The following is a 24,469-nucleotide window of genomic DNA, read 5'->3' on the forward strand; positions in this document are numbered from 1 at the left end:
AACTTCAAACCTCTAACCTCTAAATTCTACCTTCGAATAATGGGCATTGTTTTAAATCAATCATTAAAGAACACTATAATCACTTACATCGGTTTTGGAATAGGAGGGATAAGTACCTTGTTTTTATTTCCACCTATTTTAGGCAAAACTTATTATGGTCTTTCTAATTACATTTTGTCTTGTGCCAATGTATTGATGCCCTTATTCGCTATCGGAATGCAAAATACCTTAGTGAAGTTTTATTCGCAGTGCAAAACCGAAGAGGAAAGAAATCAGTTTTTGTCTTTTACAGTTTTATTTCCATTGCTATTTAGTATTCCACTGCTTTTGATTGGTTTGTTTTTCTATGATGAAATTTTATTTTTTGTTACCAAAAAGAATCCAATTGTAAAAGATTTTATTTGGATGATTCCTCTTGTAGGATTGTCAATGGCATATTTCGAAATATTTTATGCTTGGGCAAGAGTACATATGCATTCTGTCTTTGGAAATTTTATCAAAGAGGTTGGTTTACGACTATTTTCATTGTTAGCCCTTTTGGCTATGTATTTTAAGTGGATTACTGCGGTACAGTTTATTTATCTCACGGCGGGGATTTATTTTATAGCTTTTTTGGTCACTATGTTATATGCCTTCCGAATCAAAAAGCCAGTTTTTCAATGGGTAATTCCAGCACACGTAAAAGGGATTATAGAGTATTCGTTCTACATCATTTTATCTGGAAGTGTTGCGAATTTGCTACTCGATGGTGATAAAATTATGCTCAATCAGTATCTAGATATTGGAGCTATTGGTATTTACTCGGTGGCTACTTTTATTGCTTTGGTGATTTCAGTGCCAAGTCGCGCTATGCATCAAATCGTGTATCCAATTACGGCCAAGTTAATGCACGAAAACAAATACGACGAATTGAATGTCTTGTACAAAAAAACGTCTATCAATCTACAAATGGTGGGCGGATTCGTAATGTTGTGCATCTTTGTCAACATCAATCAGTTGTATGAATTGTTGCCCAAGGAATACGCTGGCGGAATTATTGTTGTTTTTATGATTGGCATCTCAAAATATTTCGATTTGATTTTAGGGAATAATAATGCCATTATTTTCAACTCCAAATACTATCGTATGGTGCTGTTTTTGGGCGTAATGTTAGCTGTGCTAACCTTTTTACTCAATTGGATTTTTATTCCTTTATATGGCATAATTGGCTCCGCATTTGCTACTTTGTTGTCTATTACCGCATACAGTATTGCCAAATTGTATTTTGTGGTCAATCGAATGCATCTGTATCCCTTTAGCAAACCAACTTTAGAATCATTAGGGGTTACGTTGGTAATTTTTCTGCTTTTTTACTTTTGGCAATTCCCATTTCATCCTTTAATTGGTATTACCTTAAAATCGATTTTGCTAACCGTGGTGTATGTTTATGCCAACTATAAAATGGTTATTTCTCCCGAAATTAACCAAGCCATCGACACACTTTTTTTAAAATTAAAAATAAAAAAATAAGCGGTATCTTCTTAAAATAGAATGGTTTGTGTTAAAAGTATGCTGTTTTGTCTTTATATTTGTTAAGCTGATTGTCAGATAAACAATGTTTAGGAGCAGTGATCAAAAGAGTTCTTGGTCACATCGTCCCGCCATCCGCTATATCTTTGCTTTTTTAAAGAAAAAAAGCAAAGGATGTCGCTACTGTCGGGGCTATAAGGAGGCAAAGTGCTTTCTTGCTTTCATTATGAAGAAATCAATAGCTTAGTTTTAATACAAACAGTCATCTTTTATGAATCATTTGAAAGCTTTTAAGATTCTTATCATTTCCTTGTCCGTAATATCCGTATTATGGGCACAAAAACAACAATCAAAGCCCTTTGCAACCACCCCAAAAGTTACTGATTCGGTCAATGTGGTTACATTTAAGGATAGTTACCCTGTAGTGCCTTTTCAGGATACCTTGTTTTTTATTCACAATAAAATAGGAAGTTTTTCTCCCGAAAAAAGAGCCAAAGCCATTGCCGACAGAATACGACAAATTTACAGCGACCCTTTGTTCGAAGCTGATTCTTTAAAAATCGTTCCCGCAGATATAACGCTTGATATTGTTTACAAAGAAGCCTTTATTATTATGTCTATAACCACTCAGGATGCTAAATCTGTGGGAGAAGACAGTCAGTTTTTAGCAAAACAAAATAAAGCTATCATTGCTAATGCAATCGTTAAAGAGAAAGAAGACAACGCTCCTGTCAAGTGGATGAAACGCATTGCACTAGAACTTCTTTTTATAGGATGTGTTAGTTTGCTTTTGTTTGGTATAAATGCTCTTTTTCGAAAGTTTAAATATTTTTTAATCCGCAATGAAGAAAAGTTTTTCAAAGGTATTTTAATCAAGAATTTTCATATTTTATCACCATCCAACCAACTTTATTTTACGCTGCGTTTTATAGGGATCATTCGCACTGTAGTTTTTATTTTTATAATTTATCTTTCGTTACCCTTACTTTTTAGTGTCTTTCCATCTACAGTAGGGTACACCACTACATTAATTCAATGGATTATGAAACCAGCCAAGTTTGCTTTGGTAAGTTTTATTGATTTTCTACCCAATCTGTTTTCTATCATTGTTATTGTAGTGTTGTTTCGCTATGCTCTAAAAATTATCAAATATTTTGTAGATGAAATCCAAAAAGAAAACATCAATATTGAAGGGTTTTATAGTGATTGGGCAAAACCAACGTTCAATATCGTAAAAGTATTGTTGTATGCTTTTATGTTAGTCATTATTTTTCCGTATTTGCCAGGCTCTGATTCGCCCATTTTCAAAGGAGTTACCGTATTTGTTGGTGTTTTGTTTTCCATAGGTTCTTCGAATGCCATTGCCAATATGGTGGCCGGATTGGTAATCACTTATATGCGTCCTTTTAAAATTGGTGATTTTATCAAAATTGGTGAAGTTAGTGGTTCTGTAATTGAAAAAACGGCCCTAGTCACCCGAATTAGAACACCAAAAATGGAAGATATTACCATTCCCAATGCTACAGTTTTATCGAGTTCATCTATAAATTTTTCTGCTAATACCAGAACAAATACCAACGGATTAGTAATTCATTCCACCGTAACCATTGGTTATGATGTTCCTTGGAGAGATGTTCATAAAGCCCTAATAGAAGCAGCCAATCGCACTGATTTAATTGAAAAAGAGCCAATGCCATTTGTCTTGCAAACCAGTTTAGACGATTTTTATGTTTCTTATGAAATCAATGCTTATACCAAAGAAGCTACAAAACAACCTCTTATCTATTCACTATTGCATCAAAATATTCAGGACTCTTTTAATGAAGCTGGCATCGAAATTATGTCACCTCATTATAAAGCGCTTCGAGACGGAAATCACACCACGATTCCACAGTCCTATTTATCTGCTAATTATCAACCAACTGTATTTCAAGTTAATAGGAATGATAATAACAAGAAATAGCTTAAAAATAGCTTCATTTTTTGCTGTTTTTGATAAGCTTTTAATCGATTTTAATTACCGTTTATCTAGTTTATAAATACAGATTATTTTTTAAAGTATTGATTTTTAATACATTGTGTTTTTAGAGGTTTTTTATAACAAATATCACTAAATCTGGGTATTGTGAATGCTATTATTCTGGGGTAAATTTGGCAAGCATTAAAATTTAATTTTTAATTGAGTTTTAACTTAAAAATCTTAGAAGCATGAAAAGTAACCAACCATTAAACCAAGAAGATTTAACCATTTTTACAAAATCTATTAATTCTAAATTAGAAGAAGGATTTATCTTGGAGGAAAGAAATGACGCATTGCCTTTCGCTGTTTTATCTAAAAAGCCAAAAAGGGTAAATCATAAGTTAAACTTTAAATTATCTTGTATTACTTTAGGTATTTGGTCTATTGTTTGGCTTTATTTGAATCATATTTCAAAGGCCAAAAAGATTGTAGTGGGGCTTGATGAAGATGGAAATGTTTTTCAAGAAAATTGCTATATGGGTTAGTGTATTCCTTCTTATTCTTTCATAAAAGAATTAGCCACGAATTCTGATAATTAATTACAGTATTCGTGGCTATTTTTATTCAAACTTGTTTAACCTTTAGTTCAGTTTGTCTTTTAAATATTTGGCAGTAACCGAATCTTTATTTTGAATGATGGTTTCTGGAGTTCCTACTGCTAAAAGTTTTCCTCCATTTTCTCCACCTTCAGGGCCCAAATCGATAATCCAATCGGCACTTTTTATCAAATCTAAATTGTGTTCGATGACAAGTATAGAATGCCCTTTTTCTATTAAAGCGTCAAAAGAGGCTAATAATTTTTTGATATCGTGAAAATGAAGACCTGTGGTTGGTTCATCAAATACGAATAATGCTTTTTCTTTGGTGGCTCCTTTCACTAAAAAAGAAGCTAATTTAATACGTTGAGCTTCTCCTCCTGAAAGCGTAGATGAAGATTGTCCCAATTGTACATATCCTAAACCAACATCCTGTAAAGGTTGTAGTTTTTGTATGATTTTATTTTGTTTATGCTTTGTAAAAAAGGCAATGGCATCATCAATTGTCATTGTAAGTATATCATGAATGTTCTTTTCCTCAAAAGTAACTTCTAAAATTTCTTTTTTGAATCGTTTTCCATTGCAAGTTTCACAAGGTAATTGTACATCTGCCATGAAAACCATTTCTACATTGATAGTACCTTCTCCTTTACAGGTTTCGCATCGGCCTCCATCTACATTGAAAGAAAAATGTTTGGCTTGATATCCTCTTACTTTAGATAGTTTTTCTTTTGCGAATAGGTCTCGAATGTCATCATAAGCCTTTATATACGTTACTGGGTTTGAGCGAGAGCTTCTTCCTATTGGATTTTGATCTACGTACTCAATATGTTTAATATGAGAAAATGAACCTTTTATTTCAGTAAACTGACCTGCTTTCTCACCAATGTTTTCTAGTTTTTTTTGCATGGCAGGAAACAGTATTTTCTTGATTAGTGTACTTTTTCCACTTCCTGAAACACCCGTTACCACCGTAAGGACGTCTAAAGGAAAAACAACATCAATGTTTTGTAGATTGTTTTCTCTAGCTCCAATAATTTCGATATAATTTTTATAAGAACGTCTTTTTTTGGGAGTTTCAATTGTTTTTTTGCCACTCAAATAATTTGCGGTCAAGGAATCGGCTTTTAGAATTTCATCAAAAGTTCCTTGAGCTACTAAGTTTCCGCCCAAAGTTCCTGCTTCTGGTCCAATATCAATGATCATGTCGGCAGCTTTCATGATGTCTTCATCATGTTCTACAACAATCACGGTATTGCCTAAATCTCGTAATGAAAGTAATACATTAATTAAGCGTTCGGTATCTTTTGGGTGCAATCCAATACTGGGTTCATCCAAAATATACATAGATCCAACCAAACTGCTTCCAAGAGATGTTGCCAAATTAATGCGTTGTGATTCTCCACCTGACAAGGTTGCCGAGTTTCTATTTAAGGTCAAATAATCCAATCCTACTTCCGTCAAAAAAGATAATCGATTGTTGATTTCCACTAAGAGACGTTTAGCGATTTGTTTTTCATATTCATCTAATTGAATGTCTTTGAAGAAGTCAACTAGTTTTTTGATTGGTAAATCAACCAAATCAGAAACGGTTTTCTGATTGACTTTTACGTAGGATGCCTCTGGGCGAAGTCGTTTTCCTTTACAAGTAGGGCATTTGGTTTTGCCTCTGTAACGAGATAACAAAACACGATTTTGAATTTTATAATTTTTTTCCTCTAATTCTTTAAAAAAATCATGTAGTCCTTGAAAGTATTGATTTCCTGTCCAAATCAGTTCTTTTTGTTCTTCAGTTAACTGAAAATAAGGTTTGTGAATGGGGAAATCGAATTTGTAGGCAGAGTTGACTAATTCATCTCTAAACCAACTCATGCTTTCGCCACGCCAAGGATAGATAGCATTTTCAAATACCGAAAGGGTTGTGTTAGGAATGACGAGTTCTGGGTCGATACCAATAATGTTTCCGTAGCCTTCACAAGCAGGACAAGCCCCATAAGGATTATTGAAACTAAATAAATGAACGTTGGGTTCAAGGAAAGACATACCATCAAGCTCGAAGCTATTAGAGAAGCTAAATCTATTTTTTTCGTTGAGTTCTTGTAGAAAACATTCTCCTTTTCCTTCGTAAAAAGCCGTTTGAATCGCATCTGCCAATCGATTGTAAAACTCTTCTTCATTCTTTACTACAATCCTGTCTATGATAAGTTCGATGGTTAATTTTTCTAACTCTTTCTCTTTTTTGTCGGAAATAGAAGTAATGAAATCGTCTAAACGAAGCATTTCATGATCTACAAGAACTCTAGCAAAGCCTTGTTGTTGCAAAATTTTTAGCTTGTCTTGTAGTTTTCGTCCTTCTTCTACATGAAGAGGGGCCAATAGTAACCATTTGCTATCCAACGCTAATCCTTTTACACAATTGACCACATCAGTTACGGTGTTTTTCTTTACCTCTTGACCAGAAATAGGAGAGTAGGTACGTCCAATTCGAGCATACAACAACTTAATATAGTCATAGATTTCTGTAGAAGTTCCAACGGTTGAGCGTGCATTGGTTGTATTTACTTTTTGTTCGATGGCAATTGCTGGAGCAATCCCTTTGATGTATTCTACTTTTGGTTTGTCTAATCTGCCTAAAAATTGTCTGGCATACGAAGACAAGCTTTCTACATAGCGTCGTTGTCCCTCGGCATAAAGAGTGTCAAAAGCCAAACTTGATTTTCCTGAGCCCGATAGTCCAGTAATTACAACTAATTTGTTTCTAGGAATTACAACATCCACATTTTTTAGGTTATGAACCTGAGCACCTTTAATGATAATGTTTTGCTTTGGGTCTATAGTAGAAAGTTCAATCGGCATAATAAAATGAATTTGCACAAAAGTAATCAATTTTGCCCTGTTTGTAGAGGTTGAACGAATCACAATTTTTAGTCCTATTTGCTAAAAAAGAAGTACGATTATAGTTGTTTTTTACAGTTTGAATTTTTGGTTTCTATTGATTTATTTAGAATTTAAGATATTAAGTTATAGTTTTACATAAATATTCAACCCATGCGATTATATAAAATTTTTCTACTCGGAGCTTTATTTTCTGTTTTTAATTTTTTCGCGCAAGAACTACCACCAATTGTAAAATATTCTCCCAATACTTACGGAGCAGGCAATCAAAATTGGATGATTTCTCAAGACCAAAATCAATATTTGTATTTTGCTAATAATGAAGGTTTACTCACTTTTGATGGCTCTAAATGGGATTTGTATCCATCGCCCAACGAAACGATTATTCGTTCTGTAAAGGTCATTGGTCAGCGAATTTACATCGGTTGTTATATGGAGTTTGGCTATTGGGTGCGTAAGAAAAATGGTCAACTTCAGTATACTTCTTTGAGTAAAAAAATTAAAGGCAAAATTCAAGAGGATGAGCAGTTTTGGAATATTTTGAATTATGACCAATGGATTATTTTTCAGTCGTTGAACAAAATTTTTATTTATGATTCCAAAAAAGATACATTTAAAGTTATTGCACCTCAAAGCGGTATTTTGAAATCCTATCGAACACCCAATGCAATTTATTATCAAACAGTATCAAATGGTTTGTTTGAAATTGTAAGTGGAAAAGAAAGTTTAGTTTCGAATGATCCAATACTCAAAAACAATAAAATAATCAACGTATTCGCCATTGACCAAGGGCTTTTGATTCAAACTCAGTGGAATGGTTTTTATACGTTAATTCAAAATAAAGTATCTCGATTTGCCACCGAAGTCGATCATCAGTTAATTGCAAATAATATTTACAACAGTCAACAATTATCCAATGGCAGTTTTGCAGTAGGTACTGTTTCTGATGGTGTTTTTATTATTGATCCTCAGGGTAAGTTACAACATCATATATCTCAAAGTAAAGGATTGAGTAATAACACTGCTTTGTCTTTGTTTGAAGATGCCGATAAAAATTTATGGATTGGTTTAGATAACGGTATCAATTGCATCAATTTGCAATCGCCAATTAAGAGTTTTACTGATAATTCTGGTGTTTTGGGAACTGTTTATGCTACAAAACTTATTGACGGAAGACTTTATGTAGGTACAAATCAAGGTCTTTTTTATAAACGATATCCTTCCAATGAAGAGTTTAAGTTTATCAATGGAACAAAAGGACAGGTGTGGTCTTTATTTGACTGGAATGGAGAATTATTTTGTGGTCATGATTCGGGTACTTTTGTAATTCAAGGAGGAACGGCTATTCCTATTTTTAAAAGTTCCGGTACTTGGAAGTTTTCTCCAGTACCTAATAGAAAAGACCTTTTGTTGCAAGGCAATTATTATGGGATTTCGGTTTTGCAAAAGGTAAATAATCAATGGGTCTTTAAAAACAAAATTGCTGGTTTTGATTATTCTGCCAAAAGTTTTGAAATCACAAAAGGACTTGAAGTATACATAAGTCACGAATACAAAGGTGTTTTTCGTTTGCAATTGAATAAAGAATTGACAAAAACAGCGCCTTTTTATACGTATTCGTCTCCCAAAAAAGGAAAAAATGCCAGTCTAATACAATTTAATGGAGCTATCTATTATGCCTATAAGGAAGGAATTTTTAAGTTGAACCCCAGAACGAAGCTATTTATAAAAGACCCTTTCCTTAGTACTATTTTTAGCAAAGATGAGTATACTTCAGGTCAAATGATTGTTGATAATTCCAATAGATTGTGGTTGTTTACCAAGAACTATATTCATTATTGGTCGTTAAGTAAATTGAGCAATCAGTTAAAAGATAATGTAATTCCGATTCCAGCTTCGTTGACGAATTCAATGTTGGGTTACGAGAATTGTACGCAACTTTCTAATTCAGTTTTTCTTATAGGAACTGCTGATGGATATTATACTTTGAATTTGAATGATTTGAGTTTTAAAAATTATAAAGTAGCCATTACAAACATTGCTGTCAATCGGTTGAATGAAGGTTCATACAATTACTCTATTCCAGAAGACGGTAAATTCAATTACAAGCAAAACAATATTGCATTCAATTTTACGGTACCTGAGTATAATAAATACATCAATGCCGAGTATCAGTTTTTACTCGAAGGATTTCAAGAAGATTGGAGCAAGTGGAGTTCTAGGTCAGCCATTAATTTTAAAAACTTGCCTCCTGGAGATTATGTTTTTAAGGTAAGGGCAAAGTTTTCGAATACCTTACTAGACAATACCGCTATTTATTCATTTACAGTATTAAAACCTTGGTATCTTACCAATTTAGCGGTATTTATTTACTTGGTGTTATTTGTTGTTTTGGTATTCTATATTCATAGAGCTTACAAAAATTATTATGAAAAGCAAGAAGCCAAATTAATCGAAGAGAACAACCTTTTGTTAGAAATTAAAGAATTAGAAAACGAACAAGAGTTAATGCGCTTACGAAATGAGCAATTGTCTCAGGATGTCGATTCTAAGAATAGAGAATTGGCTGTTTCTACTATGAGTTTGAATAGTAAAAATGAGTTATTGGCTTTTATTAAAGAAGATTTAAAGAAAACCGCACAGAGCGACACATCGAATATAAAATCAGTAATATCAACTATCAATAAAAATATTACTGAAGAAGATTCTTGGAAAGTTTTTCGTGAAGCTTTTGATAGTGTAGATAAAGATTTCCTTAAGCGTGTAAAACAAATGCACCCATCTTTGACTCCAAATGATTTGCGTCTTTGTGCCTATCTAAGAATGAACCTTTCTTCAAAAGAAATTGCTCCTTTGTTAAACATTTCAGTGAGAAGTGTAGAGATAAAAAGATATCGTTTGCGTAAAAAAATGGATTTAACGCATGAACAAGGCTTAGTTGAATATATTCTTACCGTATAGTTTTTTATAAAAACCTCTTTTTTACCTATACATCACCACAACATTTTGATTTGTTGTGGTTTTTTTTGATTCTTTATTAAAATCGTTAACATATTATTTTCGTAATAAATATGCTGTTTTTTTAAGGTTTATTTAAATTAATGCTATTTTTTTTGGTTTGTATGTTTTTTGTAGGGGTTGTTTTTTTACTATCACGTTGTAGTTAAAGTAATTTTAGGTTTCAATACAAAACCAAAATGTTATGAAATCTAAACTAGTAGTAATTGCATTCATTTTGCTGGCCTCATTGGGGTATGCACAAACGAATGAAATCATTGGAAAGGTAATCGATGCCAAAACCGGAACCTCACTCCCGGGAGTAAATGTGAGGGTAAAAAATGGTACTCAATCTGCCTCAACCGATTTTGACGGAAGTTTTAAATTAGGCAAAGTAGCTAGCAATTCGGTGTTGCTTTTTAGCTATGTTGGGTATCGAGATACTCAGATTACGGTTACAGGTAATCAAAATTTAACCATAAAAATGGAAGAAGAATCCAGTGCTTTAAAAGAAGTAGTGGTGATTGGTTATGGTAGCCAAAAGAAAAGAGAGGTAACAGGAGCAGTTTCGGTCTTAGATGCCAAAGCCTTGGACGTTATCAAACCAGTAAAAGTTGAACAGGCGCTTCAAGGAACCGTTTCTGGAGTAAATGTTACGACTCAGTCAGGTTCGCCAGGGGCTGCTTTGGATATCAGAATTCGTGGTATCGCAACTAACGGTGAAAATAGACCAACCACTATTATTGATGGTTATGTTGGTGAATTAGGCCTGCTCAATCCTAACGATATCGAAACTATTACTGTTTTGAAAGATGCACAAGCGGCCATTTATGGTACCATCGGTGCAAATGGGGTGATTTTAATTACCACCAAAACAGGAAAAAAGAACGCTAAAACTAAGGTTAACTTTAATACCTACGTTGGTTTTCAAGAAACCTCTAGAACATTACCTACTTTAAATGCAACAGAGTATGCTTTGTTGTTGAATGAAAGTTATGCTAATGGTGGTCAGACTATTCCTTACCCGAATGTTACAGGTTTAGGAAAAGGAACCAATTGGCAAAAAGAAGTATTCAGTACAGGAGTTCCTATCATTAATCATGATATATCAATTTCTGGTGGTTCCGAAAAGATGACTTACTCTGTAAGTGGTTCGCACTTAGATCAAGAAGGTATTGTTGGTACAGATAAATCTGGTTTTTTAAGAAACACGGCTAGAGTAGCTTTAGGTGCAGACCTAAGCGACAAATTGAAATTGAAAACCAATGTTATTTATACTTATTTCAATAGAAAAACATTAAATGAAAATGGATTAGGTTCTGTCTTGTTTAATGCCTTAAATACTCCCGCTACTCTAAAACCTTATGATGCGAATGGCAACTTTACTTTAGTACCAAGCACAGCGGGTTTAGGTACTGAAATTATTAACCCATTGGCACAAGTAGATAATACCTACAACGATTATAACTTTAAGAAATTGAATGGTAATTTCGGATTAGATTATAAATTGTTTGATGGTTTCGTACTTTCTAGTACGATTGGTTTTAATACTTCTAATAGCGAATCAAGAGATTTTGCCAAGCAAATAAGTTACGGAGGTAAAGTTTTTGATGTACAACGTAGTTCGGTAACGCAAGGAGCTGTGAATGATAACAATTACTCGTTTGATATTTTTGGAACTTACACAAAAAAAATTGGAGAAAATCACAGTTTTGTAGGGACCATAGGTAATACTATTTTTAAAGAATGGGGTAATGGACTTTTCGCTACAGGTTATGATGTGCCCAACAATTCTTGGGAATTCGCAGATATTTCATTGACTACAGGAACGTTAGATGCTAAAACCAATAGTTCTTATGTGTACGACGAGAGAAGGCTGTCTTATTTTGGGAGATTACAATACGATTTCAAAGGAAGATACTTATTATCGGCGATGTTAAGACGTGATGCTTCAACCAAATTTGGACCAACTAATAGAGTAGGTTACTTTCCCTCATTTACCGCAGGTTGGATCGTTTCGGACGAACCTTTTTATGGGGAGTCTAAAACACTTAATTTTATGAAATTAAGAGCTAGTTATGGTACTTTAGGAAATGACCAAATTCCAAACAATGGTTATGTTGGTTTATTAGGAGGTGAAGGTACTTATGTATTTAACGGAGTTTTGGTAAACGGAACGGCGAATGGTCAAATTCCTAATCCAAATTTGAAATGGGAAGAAGCCAGAAAATTTGATGTTGGTTTGGATTTAAAACTATTTGAGAACAAACTTTCTATTATTACCGACTATTTCATCGATACTCGTAAAGACTTATTAATCCCAAATATTCCTGTTTCGGGTATTAATGGTACTGCTGCACCAGGAGCTGGAGCGCCAACCTTAAATGCTGGTACAGTGAGAAACTCAGGAGTTGAATTTTCGATGGATTTCAAACATACTTTTGAAAATGAATTATCGTTGAGTTTAGGATATAATGTTACTTTCCTTAACAATAAAGTTTTGGCTGTTGATAACGGAACTGGATTTATTGAAGGAGGATCTTTTGGCGTAGGGCAACCTGCTCCTTCAAGAATGGAAGTTGGCAAGCCAATTGGATATTTCTTTGGTTATAAAACCGATGGAATTTTTCAAAATCAAGCCGAAATCGATGCGCATCCATCACAAATTGCATTAGGAGCGAATGCTGCTCCAGGTGACATTAGATATGTGGATATCAATGGAGATGGTATTATCAATGCTAATGATAGAACCAATATTGGAGACCCCATTCCAGAAGCTACAATGGGTTTCAATATGCAAGTAAACTACAAAAATCTAGATTTCGCAGTATATACTTTTGCTTCTGTTGGAAATGATATGGTTCGTAATTATGAAAGAACTTTATCTGATGCTAATCGATTAAATTATGTCTTGGATCGTTGGACAGGAGAGGGGTCTACTAACTCAACGCCAAGAGTAACTACAGGAGCTACCTCAAATAATGTATTCTCAGATTATTTTGTAGAAGATGCTTCTTACATCCGAATTCAGAATGTTCAACTAGGATACACTTTGAGTCCAACCGTTTCTGAAAAAATTGGAGTATCAAAATTCAGAATTTACACAGGGGTAAACAACTTATACACGTTTACCAAATACAAAGGTTACGATCCGGGAGCTTCAAATGGAGCGCCTATTGGTGGAGGAATTGATTATGGATTTTATCCTATTCCAAGAACTTATTTGTTTGGACTAAACATTAATTTTTAATTGCAATTACAATGAAAAAGTATCTTTTTTTAACGATAGCAACCGTATTTGTTACTACACTTACCGTTACCTCTTGTTCGGATGAATTTGTAGATCGTTCTCCTGCTTATTCTATCGACTCAGAAAATTATTTTAATTCTAAAGATGATTATGATAAAGCACTTGTAGCCGCTTACGATTTATTACAATCATCTTATGTGAATGTTTTGTTAGGCGAAATTGCCTCAGATAATACACTTGCCGGTGGAGAAAGCCCAACCGATGTAATTGGTTTTCAACAAATAGACGATATGATTCATACGCCTGTAAACAGTAATTTACGTGATTTATGGAACTGGATGTTTGCTGGAGTGCAAAGAGCCAATTATATTTTGGAATTTAAAGACAAAACCGATTTTTCAGGCAAAAATCAGGTTATTGCCGAGGCTCGTTTCTTACGTGCTTACTACCAATTTGAATTGGTTAAATGGTTTGGAGGTATTCCAATGAAAGGTGATGCTCGCTTCAAAATTGGTGATGAAAAAACAATCAAGAGAGCCACAATTCAAGAAGTATATGCTTCTATCGAATCGGATTTGATTTTTGCTTCGGCTAATTTGGCCGCTGTTCCTTCTCAAAAAGGTCGTGCTACCAAAGGAGCTGCTTTGGCTCTTCTTGGAAAAGCATATTTGTATCAAAACAAATTCACACAAGCAGCTACTACTTTAGAGAGTGTTATTACGTCTAATACTTATTCTTTGGTTACTGATTATAATTCCATTTTTGAAGAAGCTGGCGAAAACAATGCAGAGTCTGTTTTTGAAGTACAATATACAGATATTGAAGGCGCTGGATTTGGATGTTTACAATGTAGTGAAGGGAATGTAGCTGTAGGTTTTAATGGTATTAGAAATTATTCAGGTAGTGTTTTTTCTTCTGGATTTAGTTTTAATGTTCCAACAAAAGAAGCGGCCGATGCTTTCGAAATTGGTGATCGAAGAAAGGATGTTGCTATCCTTGATATAGAGGCTTGGGCAGCAAGTACTAACGCTACTTTTGGAAAAGGAAACGAACATACAGGGTATTTCAATAGAAAATATTTGCCAAGAAAAAGAAGTGCGAATGCTGCAGGAGATTTGAATTTGACCAATCCTAATAACTACAGAGCCATTCGTTATGCCGATGTGCTATTGATGGCTGCCGAAGCCAATAGCCGAGGCGGAATTGATGACGCCAAAGCTAGATTGTATTTGAATCAAGTACGTCGTCGTGCTTTTGGTGATACCAATCATGATATTACAGCTTCTGGAGCTGCTTTGACAGATTTTATTTTGGCAGAAAGAAGAGTAGAGCTTTTGGGAGAAGGACATCGTTTCTTTGACTTGGTGAGAACTGGTAAAGCAGCCGGAAAAATCCCAGGATTTACTGCTGGTAAAAACGAATTATTCCCTTTACCTATTGAAGAAATTCAATTTTCTAACGGAAATTGGCAACAAAACCCTGGATACTAAAATATGAAAACGATGAAAAAAATAGTTTATATACTAAATATGTTAGCGCTTATTTTGATAGTAAGTTGTACTAACGAAAACGACCTTATAGATGTAAGCAGTGTTGGAGCTCCATCCAATATATCCGCTCTGACAACGGTTACTCAAGATAATACAGGTAAAGTAACTTTTTTGCCAAGAGGAGAAGGAGTTACACGTTATGAGATTTTTTATGGTGACGGAACCACAGAACCTGGTTATGTAACACCCGGAGGAACAGTCGACCACACGTACAAAGAAGGTGTATACGATGCCAAAATCGTAGGGACTACTATCGATGGAAAAAGAACCGAAGTAATTCAAAAAGTTGTAGTGGCTTTTAGAGCACCAGAAAATCTTGTGGTGACTATCGAAAATGATTTGACAGTTTCTAAAAAAGTTACAGTTAAAGCGACTGCTGATTTTGCTTTGTTTTATGATGTATATTTTGGGGAATCTGGAAAACCTGATCCTATTTCGGCTAACAATGGAGAATCTGTTTCTTATACGTATCAACAACCAGGAGTATACAAAATACGTGTGGTTTCTAAAAGTGCGGCCATAAAAACCACGGAGTATTCAACGGATTTTACTGTTACAGTTGTAAATAAACCAAGTAGCTCGGCACCAACACCTCCAAACAGACAGGCTGGAGATGTAATCTCACTTTACGGATCGAAATATACCAATGTGGCAGGAACAAATTTCTTCCCAGATTGGGGACAAGCAGGGCAAGGAAGCAGTTGGACAGAGTTTGATTTGAACGGAGATAAGATGTTAAACTACATAAACTTGAGTTATCAAGGAATTGCACTGGCCGATGGAACAACGATAAACGTATCAGGAATGGAGTACATTCATATGGACGTTTGGACAGCAGATTTGGCTAAAATTGAAACTTCATTGATTAGTAAAACTAATGGCGAAAAGCCAGTAGTAAAAGATCTTGTGGCCAATCAATGGACAAGTATCGATATTCCAATTTCAGCATTTACAAGCCAAGGATTGACGGTAGCTGATATTTTTCAATTAAAATTTGTTGGCACGCCATGGGCAAAAGGCTCAGTATTCATAGATAACATTTACTTCTATAAATCGCCATCAGCTTTGTTAGAATATCCAATTGATTTTGAATCAACTTTATTGACGTATGCATGGACTGGTTTTGGAGGAATGGAAGGTAAAGCGAATGTAGTAGCAAATCCGGATGCTTCTGGAATTAATGTTTCTAACAAAGTTCTTAAAATGGAAAAACCATCTGGTGCTCAAACATGGGCAGGTGCAACGCTACTTTTAGATACAAAAATTGATTTTTCAAAAGGAACAAAAATGAAAATTACGGTTTGGTCACCTAAAGTGGGAGCACAAATTCTTTTCAAAATGGAAGATAAATCCAATTCAGGAATAAATTTTGAAGTACCAGCAACAACAACAGTTGCCAATGCGTGGGAAGTATTGACCTTTGATCTAACGGGTAAATACGATGCTACAAAAACATACAATTTGTTAGCATTATTCCCTGATTTTGGTGTAGCAGGTTCAGGTTCTATCTTCTATTTTGACGACATCAAACAATCCAACTAAAACAATTCAAAAATGAAAAATATTTTAAAATATATAACAGCTGCCTTTTTACTGTTACTCATGGTAAATTGTCAGGACGATAATGTAGAGTTCGGCTCCTTAGATACTCCTACGAATTTAGCAGTAAAAGTAGACATAGTAGGTAAGTCTGCTACAGCTCCTAATGGAGACGGATCAGGGAAAGTACTTTTTACAGCTACTGCTGATAATGCAATCTCTTACAAATACATTTTTAGTGACGGTACTTCTCAAAATGCACCAAGTGGTATTTTTGAAAAAGGCTTTGCAAAACCAGGAACAAATACTTATACCGTAACTGTTTTGGCAAGCGGTAAAGGAGGAATCACTACAAATACCACTGTTGAGGTTACTGTATTTAGTAATTTTAAAGATGATGAAGCCGTGAAGTTTTTAACAGGTGGATCATCTAAAAAATGGTATTGGTCACAAACAGAAGTAGGTCATTTGGGTGTAGGCCCCAATACTTCGCATACTGATGCTCAATTCGGAACTCAAAACTACTATCCTTCGTTCTATGGTGCAGCGGCTAATGAAAAAGCATCTACTTGTTTGTACAATAGTGTGATGACTTTCTCAGTTGCTGGTGATCAATTAAAATTTAATTTGGATAACAAAGGTCAAACTTACTATAATGCTGCTTTTATAGGAGGCGGAAATGATGACTGTAGAGCCTTAGATACTAGCGGACAAAAAACAGTTATTTTGAGCCCATCAGAATCTTTTGTTACTAAAAATCCAGACGCTAAAACCCAAACACGCGGTACCTTAATGACTATTTCAGACAACGGATTCATGGGGTATTATATTGGTACAAGCTCTTACGAAATACTGTCTATTACTGAAAACAGAATGGTGGTCAGAGCAGTAATGGGTGGTAATGATTTCTTAGCATGGTATCATATTTTTACTACTACACCTCCCGGACAAGCTACAGGACCTACAGATTATACGAACTTGGTTTGGTCTGATGAATTCAATACCGACGGTGCTCCTGATGCTACCAAATGGGGTTATGATTTAGGTGCTGGCGGTTGGGGTAATAATGAAGCTCAAACCTATACCAATAACGCTGCAAATGTTGTTGTGCAAGGTGGAGTATTAAAAATTACTGCTAAAAAAGAAGGATCTACGTATACTTCAGCTCGTTTGAAATCTGAGGATAAATATGAGTTTACGTATGGTAAAATTGAATTTAGAGCTAAGTTACCTGCTGGCGGCGGAACATGGCCTGCGGTTTGGTCTTTAGGGCAAGATTATAAAACGAATACTTGGCCGGGTTGTGGAGAAATCGATTTTATGGAACATAGAGGAAATTCTCCAAATGTAATTCATGGTTCGTTACACTTTCCAGGTAATTTCGGAGGAAATGCGAATACTAATACTACAACCATTGCTAATGCAACCACTGAATTTCATGTGTACAAAACTATTTGGACACCATCGTCTATAAAGTTTTATGTAGATGATAAATTATTTCATTCATTTGCAAATAACAACACAGTTCCGTTCAACAAAGACTTTTTCTTGATTATGAATGTGGCTATGGGAGGAACTTTTGGAGGAACAATTGATCCAGCTTTTACACAATCTACTATGGAAGTGGATTACATTAGAGTGTACCAATAATTTAATATACTAATACCAATAGAAGATTGACTCACAATCAATCTTCTATTTTTTAACAGCGAGCTTATGATACTCACAAAGAAAAAACAACTTGTAATGGCCTTTGTTATTGCAGGTTTGCACCTCGGTTCTATAACTGCTCAAACTAAACCCGTTGCCACTGCAGTTAGCTTGGATAAAAAAGTTACTTCTTTATTAAAGAAAATGACTTTGGAGGAAAAAGTTGGACAGTTAAACCAATACAATGGTTTTTGGGATGTTACCGGTCCTTCTCCAAAAGAAGGACAAGCCGCTAAAAAATACGAAAATTTAAAGAAAGGATTAGTAGGCTCGATGCTCAATGTAAAAGGAGTAAAAGAAGTCCGAACGCTACAAAAAATTGCAGTAGAACAAACCCGATTGGGTATTCCTTTGCTATTTGGTTTTGACGTAATTCACGGCTATAAGACTATCAGTCCAATTCCGTTGGCTGAATCGGCGAGTTGGGACTTACAAGCTATCCAGCAATCAGCAGCTATGGCCGCAGAAGAAGCTGGAGCTGTTGGAATTAACTGGACATTTGCACCAATGGTAGATATTTCTCGTGATGCTCGTTGGGGTAGAGTAATGGAAGGCGCTGGAGAAGACCCATATCTTGGAAGTTTGATTGCCAAAGCTAGAGTAGTTGGTTTTCAAGGTGATTTTAGTAGCAACAAAAACATTTTAGCTTGTGCTAAACATTTCGCAGGTTATGGTTTTGCCGAAGCAGGTAGAGACTACAACACAGTCGATATTGGCGAATCTACCTTGCAAAATATAGTTTTTCCTCCTTTTAAAGCTGCGCTCGATGCAGGTGTAAGAACCTTTATGAACTCTTTCAACGAATTGGATGGAATTCCTGCAACGGGTAATGCCTATTTGCAACGAAAAATCCTAAAAGGAGATTGGGGTTTTCAAGGTTTTATGGTGTCTGATTGGGGTTCTATTATGGAAATGCAAGCGCACGGCTATGCAAAAGATTTAAAACACGCTGCCGAGTTGGCTATCAATGCAGGTTCTGATATGGATATGGAATCTAGTGCTTACGTAGAGCATTTGGTTCAGCTTGTTCGCGAAGGAAAAGTGAAAGAAAGCACCATCGATGAAGCTGTAAAACGTATCCTTAGAACAAAATTTGTTTTAGGCTTATTTGATAATCCTTATAAATATTGCGATGAGGAATATGAAAAAGCTACTGTTGGTAAACCCGAATTTCATCAGCAGGTTTTAGAAATGGCTAAAAAATCAATTGTTTTGTTAAAGAACAACAATGAGATTTTGCCACTTAAGAAATCAGGTCTAAAAATAGCGTTAATCGGTGCACTTGCGGCTGATAAAACAAGTCCGTTAGGCAGTTGGCGTATTGCAGCCGATGATAATACCGCTGTTTCTGTTTTAGAAGGATTACAAGCTTATAAAGACAACCAGTTGACGTATGCCAAAGGCGCTGATGTAGCTTTAGGGGAGCCTAAATTTGTTTTTGAAACCAAAATCAATACTACAGACAAGAGTGGTTTTGAAGAGGCGATTACAGCAGCCAAAAATGCAGACGTTGTGGTAATGGTTCTTGGAGAACACGGATTGCAATCTGGAGAAGGACGCAGTAGAACTGATATTGGTTTGCCAGGCGTGCAACAAGAATTGCTTGAGGCGGTTTATGCGGTAAATCCAAAAATTGTTTTAGTATTGAATAATGGTCGTCCGCTGGCTTTGCCTTGGGCTGACGAACATATTCCAGCGATTGTTGAAGCTTGGCAATTAGGAACACAAAGCGGTAACGCAATTGCTCAAGTTTTATATGGCGATTACAATCCTAGCGGAAAATTACCTATGACGTTTCCTAGAAATGTAGCTCAAGTTCCTATTTACTATAATCATAAAAATACAGGAAGACCATCCTCAAATGAGCCAGAAAGTGTTTTTTGGTCGCATTATATCGATGAAAAAAATACACCTCTTTACCCATTTGGTTTCGGGTTGAGTTATTCCAAATTTGACTATTCAGATTTAAAATTATCATCTCCTTCATTTACAAAGAATGGTAAAATTGAAGTTTCAGTTACGGTTACCAATTCTGGTAAAGTGGCTGGTAAAGAAGTAGTTCAAATGTATATTAGGGATTTATTTGCTAGTGTTACGCGACCTGTTTTAGAATTGAAAGGATTTGAAATGATAGAACTGCAACCCAATGAGTCCAAAAAAGTAGTTTTTACGATTGATGAAAAAACAATCGAATTTTATACTGCGAATGCAAAATGGGAAGCTGAAGCTGGAGATTTCAAAGTATTTGTAGGTGGAAGCTCTGCACAAACATTACAGGCAGATTTTCAATTTGCCCAATAATAAAGGAGTTAGTAGTTGATTTAACTTGTATTTCGTTTTCATTACTGCTGCAAGATGAATTAATTTTTAATGGTGTTTTTTTTTACTTCGAACGTATACTCTTTAATGAGGATACCTGAAAAAATTAGAAATACAAGTTTAAATCAACGCTTTATATTTTATGATTTGCCCTCTCTCTGGGTAAAACAATAACGCATTAATTTTTAGGGGATGAAAAAGTATATAATACTAATAGTAGGAGTGGTGAGTTGCAGTTTTGCTCAGCAAACGCAACGAAAACTAGTCTGGGAAGAAAATTTTAACGGAAAAACCCTTGACGAAAAAGTCTGGAATATTGAAATTGGAGATGGCTGCCCTAACTGCGGTTGGGGAAACAACGAACGACAATTGTACACCGATTCAAATCACACAATAGAGAAGGGGAATTTAGTAATCAAAGCCAAAAAAGAAGGTAATCAATACACTTCAACCAGAATCAATACCAAAGGAAAAAAAGAGTTCCAGTACGGCCGATTTGAGATTAGGGCAAAGTTGCCTGTAGCCAATGGATTATGGCCTGCCTTTTGGATGTTGGGTTCAAATTTTAAAGAAGCAGGTTGGCCAAAATGCGGTGAAATTGATATTTTAGAATATGTAGGCCGTGAACCACACGTTATTTTCAATTCGTTGCATACACAAGACAGTCACGGAAATACCATAAATACTAAGAAAACTACCATTCCAGATATCGAAAAAGGCTTTCATTTGTATGCTATCGATTGGGATAAAGACAAAATTGCTTTCTATGTAGACAATCAATTAACTTACACTTTTCAACCCAAAGAAAAGAATGAAAATACTTGGCCATATAATCAACCTTTTTATTTTCTAGCCAATTTGGCAATCGGAGGTAATTTTGGTGGACAAATTGTAGACGATGCGGCACTGCCTGATCATTTTTATATTGATTACATCAAAGTATATCAATAATTTTTTAAGAAATAACTTTTTCCAAAAACAAGTTATATCCAAAAATGCTGAACAAGAAAAGCCTGATCTTATTTGTAAGAATTCAGGCTTTTTTCTATTATTTATTTAACAATCGCTCTTATTTTTTGCAATTTTTATTTGTTTGTTAAGATAAAAATTTGTTAAATTTGACCATTAACTAGCCAAAACCAATTAAGCCTATAGTCCAAAATTACTTTTTAGAGAATTTCCCCCAAATTTAAAACTAAACTAAAAGGTAAGACTATGGCTGCTAAACATTTCACCGACGCTTATTTAGTGCAAGAGTATGTTTCTGGTAACGAAAAAGCACTAGAACTATTAATCAAACGCCACGAATCCAAAATCTTCGGATTCATTTATTCTAAAATTGCAGATCGAGATGTTGCGAATGATATTTTTCAAGATACATTCATCAAAGTAATTCGTACCTTAAAATCAACTTCTTATAACGAAGAAGGCAAGTTTTTACCGTGGGTAATGCGTATTGCACACAATCTCATCATTGACCATTTTAGAAAAAACAAAAAAATGCCACTCTACAGAGAAACTGATGAGTTTTCCATTTTCTCTGTAATGTCGGATGATGCATTAACCATAGAAAACCAATTAATCGCTTCCCAAGTCGAAATGGATCTTCGTCGCATCATAAACGAATTACCCGATGATCAAAAAGAAGTGGTAATAATGCGCATGTATCAAGATATGAGTTTTAAAGAAATCTCAGAAACTACAGGGGTTAGCATCAATACCGCCTTAGGAAGAATGCGTTATGCTCTGCTTAATATGAGAAAAGTTATCGACAAACATCAAATTATTTTAACGAATTGATACTAAATGGTAAAATTTGCCGTTGTACTTTGATTATCAGTCTAATCAATAATTATATTCATTGTATATGGCCAAAATTTACTCTAAAAAAAATGCAATTTCAAAAGAATTAAAACCAAAAAAAGAAGTAGTTTCTTTTCTTTTGAATTATTCCAAAGCTTTAACCGTCTTAAAAACAAAGACTAACAGCTTTGAGATTGTATCCAATTAGGAATTGCATCAGCACTTTTTTAGCACTTCACTAAAAAGACAAGCCCAAAATCAATCTCAATTTTGGGCTTTTTTATGCTGTTGGCTTAGCCTAGAGAATTTATTTCCCTTTGTAATACTCGTCAATAACAGATTTTCGACCAATAGTTTTGGTGATAATATCTTTCTCTATATCCCAACCTCTCGCAGGCGAATATTCTCTGCCATACCAAATAATTTGCAGATGCAAGTCGTTCCAAAGCTCCTCAGGAAACAAGCGCTTGGCGTCTTTTTCGGTCTGAACGACATTCTTTCCGTTGGTCAAATTCCATCGGTACATCAGGCGGTGAATGTGTGTATCTACAGGAAAAGCCGGTACGCCAAAAGCTTGCGACATCACTACACTAGCCGTTTTGTGCCCCACAGCAGGCAATTCTTCTAGTGCTTCGAAACTCTGCGGTACCTCACCATTATGCTTCTCAATTAAAATTTCGGACAAACCATAAATTCCTTTTGATTTCATAGGCGACAAGCCACAAGGACGAATGATATCCTGAATTTCTTCTATAGATAATTTTACCATATCATACGGATTGTCCGCTTTGGCAAACAACAAGGGGGTAATTTGGTTCACGCGTACATCTGTGCACTGCGCCGAGAGCAAAACAGCCACTAATAAGGTGTACGGATCCTTGTGATCTAAGGGAATCGGTATGGTTGGGTATAATTCTTTTAACGTATTTATAACAAATGTTACGCGTTCCTGTTTGGTCATTTTACTACTTTTATGGAGAGTAAAAATAGCCTATTTTTTATAATGTGCCTAATCCAGCTGTACGTTACAAGTCCTCCTTCAAAACTGTATTTTTCTAAGACAAAAAAGGAGCTTCCGTTGGTCGCTCTTTTTTATCAAGAAAAAATAACAGTTTTTCAGTCCGGGCTTTCCACGACCATCTGGGGCATAACAAGCTCCTTTAACGATTAAGAAAAACAAAAACACCATAAACAACAAACCATAAACCATAAACTATAAACCATCAACCATCAACCACTAACAATAAACATCAAAATATGACCACATTGCAAAAAGGAGATCCAGCTCCATCATTTTCAGGAGTTGATCAAGACGGAAAAACGCATCAATTAGCAGATTATGCCGGAAAGAAACTAGTCGTTTTTTTCTACCCAAAAGCCAGTACGCCAGGTTGCACGGCCGAGGCTTGTGATTTGAGAGACAACTACGCTCGATTTGAAGCACAAAACTATGCTTTACTAGGTGTTAGTGCCGATAGCGCCAAAGCGCAAGCCAAGTTCAAAGACAAATACGAATTTCCATTCCCATTATTGGCAGACGAAGACAAAGCTGTAATCCAAGCTTTTGGCGTTTGGGGACCTAAAAAGTTCATGGGCAAAGAGTACGATGGAATTCATCGAACCACTTTTGTCATCGACGAAAAAGGAATCATTGAGGAAGTTATCACCGACGTAAAAACAAAAGTACACGCCTCACAGATTTTGAAGTAACAACAAAATTAGTTGTAGTTAACAAGCCAAATGAATCCTATCATTTGGCTTTTTTGTTTTTCTTGCTTTATTGTGTAGCGTTCAACAAGAGTAAATAATGTTTATATTTGATAGTTACTTTAAAACTTCATTATTACTTTATTCTATCAAGTTATGAAAACAGGGCTGCTACTTTTTACGATACTTTTTGCATTTACTTCAAGCTATGCACAAAATGACAATCCAAAATATGATGCATCTTTAGCACAACAACTTGGAGCCGATGACTATGGAATGAAAAGTTATGTTTTTGTATTGCTAAAAACAGGCACTAACACAACGACTGATAAACAATTCATAGCCGATTGTTTTGCGGGTCACATGACCAATATTGCAAAATTAGCTAACGCTAAAAAGTTGATTGTGGCTGGGCCAATGGGTAAAAATGAAGCCAATTTGAGAGGGATTTTTATCCTAAATGTTACCACAATTGAAGAAGCAAATCAATTATTAGAAACCGATCCAGCTATTAAGGTAAAATTATTAACTGCCGAGGTGTTTCCTTGGTATGGCTCATCGGCATTACCTGAATACTTGCCATATCATGATAGAGTTTGGAAAAAGAACCATTAATAATACAAAAGCCAAGTAA

General features: G+C 35.2%; 15 protein-coding genes. 13 read left to right on the forward strand and 2 right to left on the reverse strand.

Translation table 11 applies throughout. From position 1 onward, the window contains the following. The first annotated feature begins 39 nt into the window (after positions 1-39). The 3 genes from ACZ1AQ_RS04995 (at position 40) to ACZ1AQ_RS05005 (ending at position 4,014) form a co-directional block, all read left to right on the forward strand. The gene (locus ACZ1AQ_RS04995) at positions 40-1,509 is read left to right on the forward strand and encodes an oligosaccharide flippase family protein (RefSeq protein ID WP_489631846.1); all 1,470 of its coding nucleotides are present in this window, start codon (positions 40-42) and stop codon (positions 1,507-1,509) included. Positions 1,510-1,780: 271 nt separating this feature from the next. Next, positions 1,781-3,472 (forward strand): mechanosensitive ion channel family protein, encoded by a 1,692-nt coding sequence (locus tag ACZ1AQ_RS05000; RefSeq protein WP_489631847.1) that lies wholly within the window; start codon positions 1,781-1,783, stop codon positions 3,470-3,472. A gap of 245 nt (positions 3,473-3,717) precedes the next feature. After that, positions 3,718-4,014: a hypothetical protein gene (locus ACZ1AQ_RS05005; RefSeq protein ID WP_489631848.1), complete on the forward strand. Its 297-nt coding sequence runs from the start codon at positions 3,718-3,720 to the stop codon at positions 4,012-4,014. A 96-nt stretch (positions 4,015-4,110) separates the two neighbouring features. Here ACZ1AQ_RS05005 and uvrA read toward each other — a convergent pair whose 3' ends face one another. Then, positions 4,111-6,921: an excinuclease ABC subunit UvrA gene (uvrA, locus tag ACZ1AQ_RS05010; RefSeq protein WP_489631849.1), complete on the reverse strand. Its 2,811-nt coding sequence runs from the start codon at positions 6,919-6,921 to the stop codon at positions 4,111-4,113. 192 nt (positions 6,922-7,113) lie between these two features. Here uvrA and ACZ1AQ_RS05015 point away from each other — a divergent pair, with 192 nt between their 5' ends. The 8 genes from ACZ1AQ_RS05015 (at position 7,114) to ACZ1AQ_RS05050 (ending at position 22,125) form a co-directional block, all read left to right on the forward strand. Beyond that, positions 7,114-9,921, forward strand: coding sequence for a triple tyrosine motif-containing protein (locus ACZ1AQ_RS05015; protein ID WP_489631850.1), 2,808 nt, complete (start codon positions 7,114-7,116; stop codon positions 9,919-9,921). Positions 9,922-10,162: 241 nt separating this feature from the next. Further along, positions 10,163-13,207 (forward strand): SusC/RagA family TonB-linked outer membrane protein, encoded by a 3,045-nt coding sequence (locus ACZ1AQ_RS05020; RefSeq protein WP_489631851.1) that lies wholly within the window; start codon positions 10,163-10,165, stop codon positions 13,205-13,207. An 11-nt stretch (positions 13,208-13,218) separates the two neighbouring features. Next, complete coding sequence (locus ACZ1AQ_RS05025) at positions 13,219-14,697, forward strand: RagB/SusD family nutrient uptake outer membrane protein (protein ID WP_489631852.1); 1,479 nt, start codon at positions 13,219-13,221, stop codon at positions 14,695-14,697. A gap of 12 nt (positions 14,698-14,709) precedes the next feature. Beyond that, positions 14,710-16,299 (forward strand): hypothetical protein, encoded by a 1,590-nt coding sequence (locus tag ACZ1AQ_RS05030; protein ID WP_489631853.1) that lies wholly within the window; start codon positions 14,710-14,712, stop codon positions 16,297-16,299. 12 nt (positions 16,300-16,311) lie between these two features. Beyond that, complete coding sequence (locus ACZ1AQ_RS05035; RefSeq protein ID WP_489631854.1) at positions 16,312-17,946, forward strand: glycoside hydrolase family 16 protein; 1,635 nt, start codon at positions 16,312-16,314, stop codon at positions 17,944-17,946. A 66-nt stretch (positions 17,947-18,012) separates the two neighbouring features. Beyond that, positions 18,013-20,307, forward strand: a complete 2,295-nt coding sequence (gene bglX, locus ACZ1AQ_RS05040; protein ID WP_489631855.1) for a beta-glucosidase BglX — start codon at positions 18,013-18,015, stop codon at positions 20,305-20,307. A gap of 210 nt (positions 20,308-20,517) precedes the next feature. Further along, complete coding sequence (locus ACZ1AQ_RS05045; protein WP_489631856.1) at positions 20,518-21,276, forward strand: glycoside hydrolase family 16 protein; 759 nt, start codon at positions 20,518-20,520, stop codon at positions 21,274-21,276. Between the two features lie 264 nt (positions 21,277-21,540). After that, on the forward strand, positions 21,541-22,125 hold the full coding sequence (locus tag ACZ1AQ_RS05050) for an RNA polymerase sigma factor (RefSeq protein ID WP_489631857.1): 585 nt from the start codon (positions 21,541-21,543) through the stop codon (positions 22,123-22,125). A gap of 310 nt (positions 22,126-22,435) precedes the next feature. Here the strand turns inward: ACZ1AQ_RS05050 and ACZ1AQ_RS05055 are convergent, their stop codons facing one another. Then, a complete protein-coding gene (locus tag ACZ1AQ_RS05055; protein ID WP_489631858.1) occupies positions 22,436-23,089 on the reverse strand; it encodes an endonuclease III domain-containing protein in 654 nt (217 codons plus the stop codon). A gap of 296 nt (positions 23,090-23,385) precedes the next feature. Between ACZ1AQ_RS05055 and bcp the strand changes: the two genes are divergently transcribed. Both bcp and ACZ1AQ_RS05065 read left to right on the forward strand, forming a co-directional pair. Next, complete coding sequence (bcp, locus tag ACZ1AQ_RS05060) at positions 23,386-23,838, forward strand: thioredoxin-dependent thiol peroxidase (RefSeq protein ID WP_489631859.1); 453 nt, start codon at positions 23,386-23,388, stop codon at positions 23,836-23,838. A 153-nt stretch (positions 23,839-23,991) separates the two neighbouring features. Beyond that, positions 23,992-24,450: a YciI family protein gene (locus ACZ1AQ_RS05065; protein WP_489631860.1), complete on the forward strand. Its 459-nt coding sequence runs from the start codon at positions 23,992-23,994 to the stop codon at positions 24,448-24,450. The last annotated feature ends 19 nt before the right edge of the window (positions 24,451-24,469 follow it).

It is taken from the genome of Flavobacterium sp. UM26 (assembly GCF_057922445.1).

Bases quoted from the DNA above. Each gene is read 5' to 3' on its own strand.
- ACZ1AQ_RS04995 (WP_489631846.1), top strand. From the start codon at position 40: ATGGGCATTGTTTTAAATCAATCATTAAAGAACACTATAATCACTTAC.
- ACZ1AQ_RS05000 (WP_489631847.1), top strand. From the start codon at position 1,781: ATGAATCATTTGAAAGCTTTTAAGATTCTTATCATTTCCTTGTCCGTA.
- ACZ1AQ_RS05005 (WP_489631848.1), top strand. From the start codon at position 3,718: ATGAAAAGTAACCAACCATTAAACCAAGAAGATTTAACCATTTTTACA.
- uvrA (WP_489631849.1), bottom strand. From the start codon at position 6,921: ATGCCGATTGAACTTTCTACTATAGACCCAAAGCAAAACATTATCATT.
- ACZ1AQ_RS05015 (WP_489631850.1), top strand. From the start codon at position 7,114: ATGCGATTATATAAAATTTTTCTACTCGGAGCTTTATTTTCTGTTTTT.
- ACZ1AQ_RS05020 (WP_489631851.1), top strand. From the start codon at position 10,163: ATGAAATCTAAACTAGTAGTAATTGCATTCATTTTGCTGGCCTCATTG.
- ACZ1AQ_RS05025 (WP_489631852.1), top strand. From the start codon at position 13,219: ATGAAAAAGTATCTTTTTTTAACGATAGCAACCGTATTTGTTACTACA.
- ACZ1AQ_RS05030 (WP_489631853.1), top strand. From the start codon at position 14,710: ATGAAAAAAATAGTTTATATACTAAATATGTTAGCGCTTATTTTGATA.
- ACZ1AQ_RS05035 (WP_489631854.1), top strand. From the start codon at position 16,312: ATGAAAAATATTTTAAAATATATAACAGCTGCCTTTTTACTGTTACTC.
- bglX (WP_489631855.1), top strand. From the start codon at position 18,013: ATGATACTCACAAAGAAAAAACAACTTGTAATGGCCTTTGTTATTGCA.
- ACZ1AQ_RS05045 (WP_489631856.1), top strand. From the start codon at position 20,518: ATGAAAAAGTATATAATACTAATAGTAGGAGTGGTGAGTTGCAGTTTT.
- ACZ1AQ_RS05050 (WP_489631857.1), top strand. From the start codon at position 21,541: ATGGCTGCTAAACATTTCACCGACGCTTATTTAGTGCAAGAGTATGTT.
- ACZ1AQ_RS05055 (WP_489631858.1), bottom strand. From the start codon at position 23,089: ATGACCAAACAGGAACGCGTAACATTTGTTATAAATACGTTAAAAGAA.
- bcp (WP_489631859.1), top strand. From the start codon at position 23,386: ATGACCACATTGCAAAAAGGAGATCCAGCTCCATCATTTTCAGGAGTT.
- ACZ1AQ_RS05065 (WP_489631860.1), top strand. From the start codon at position 23,992: ATGAAAACAGGGCTGCTACTTTTTACGATACTTTTTGCATTTACTTCA.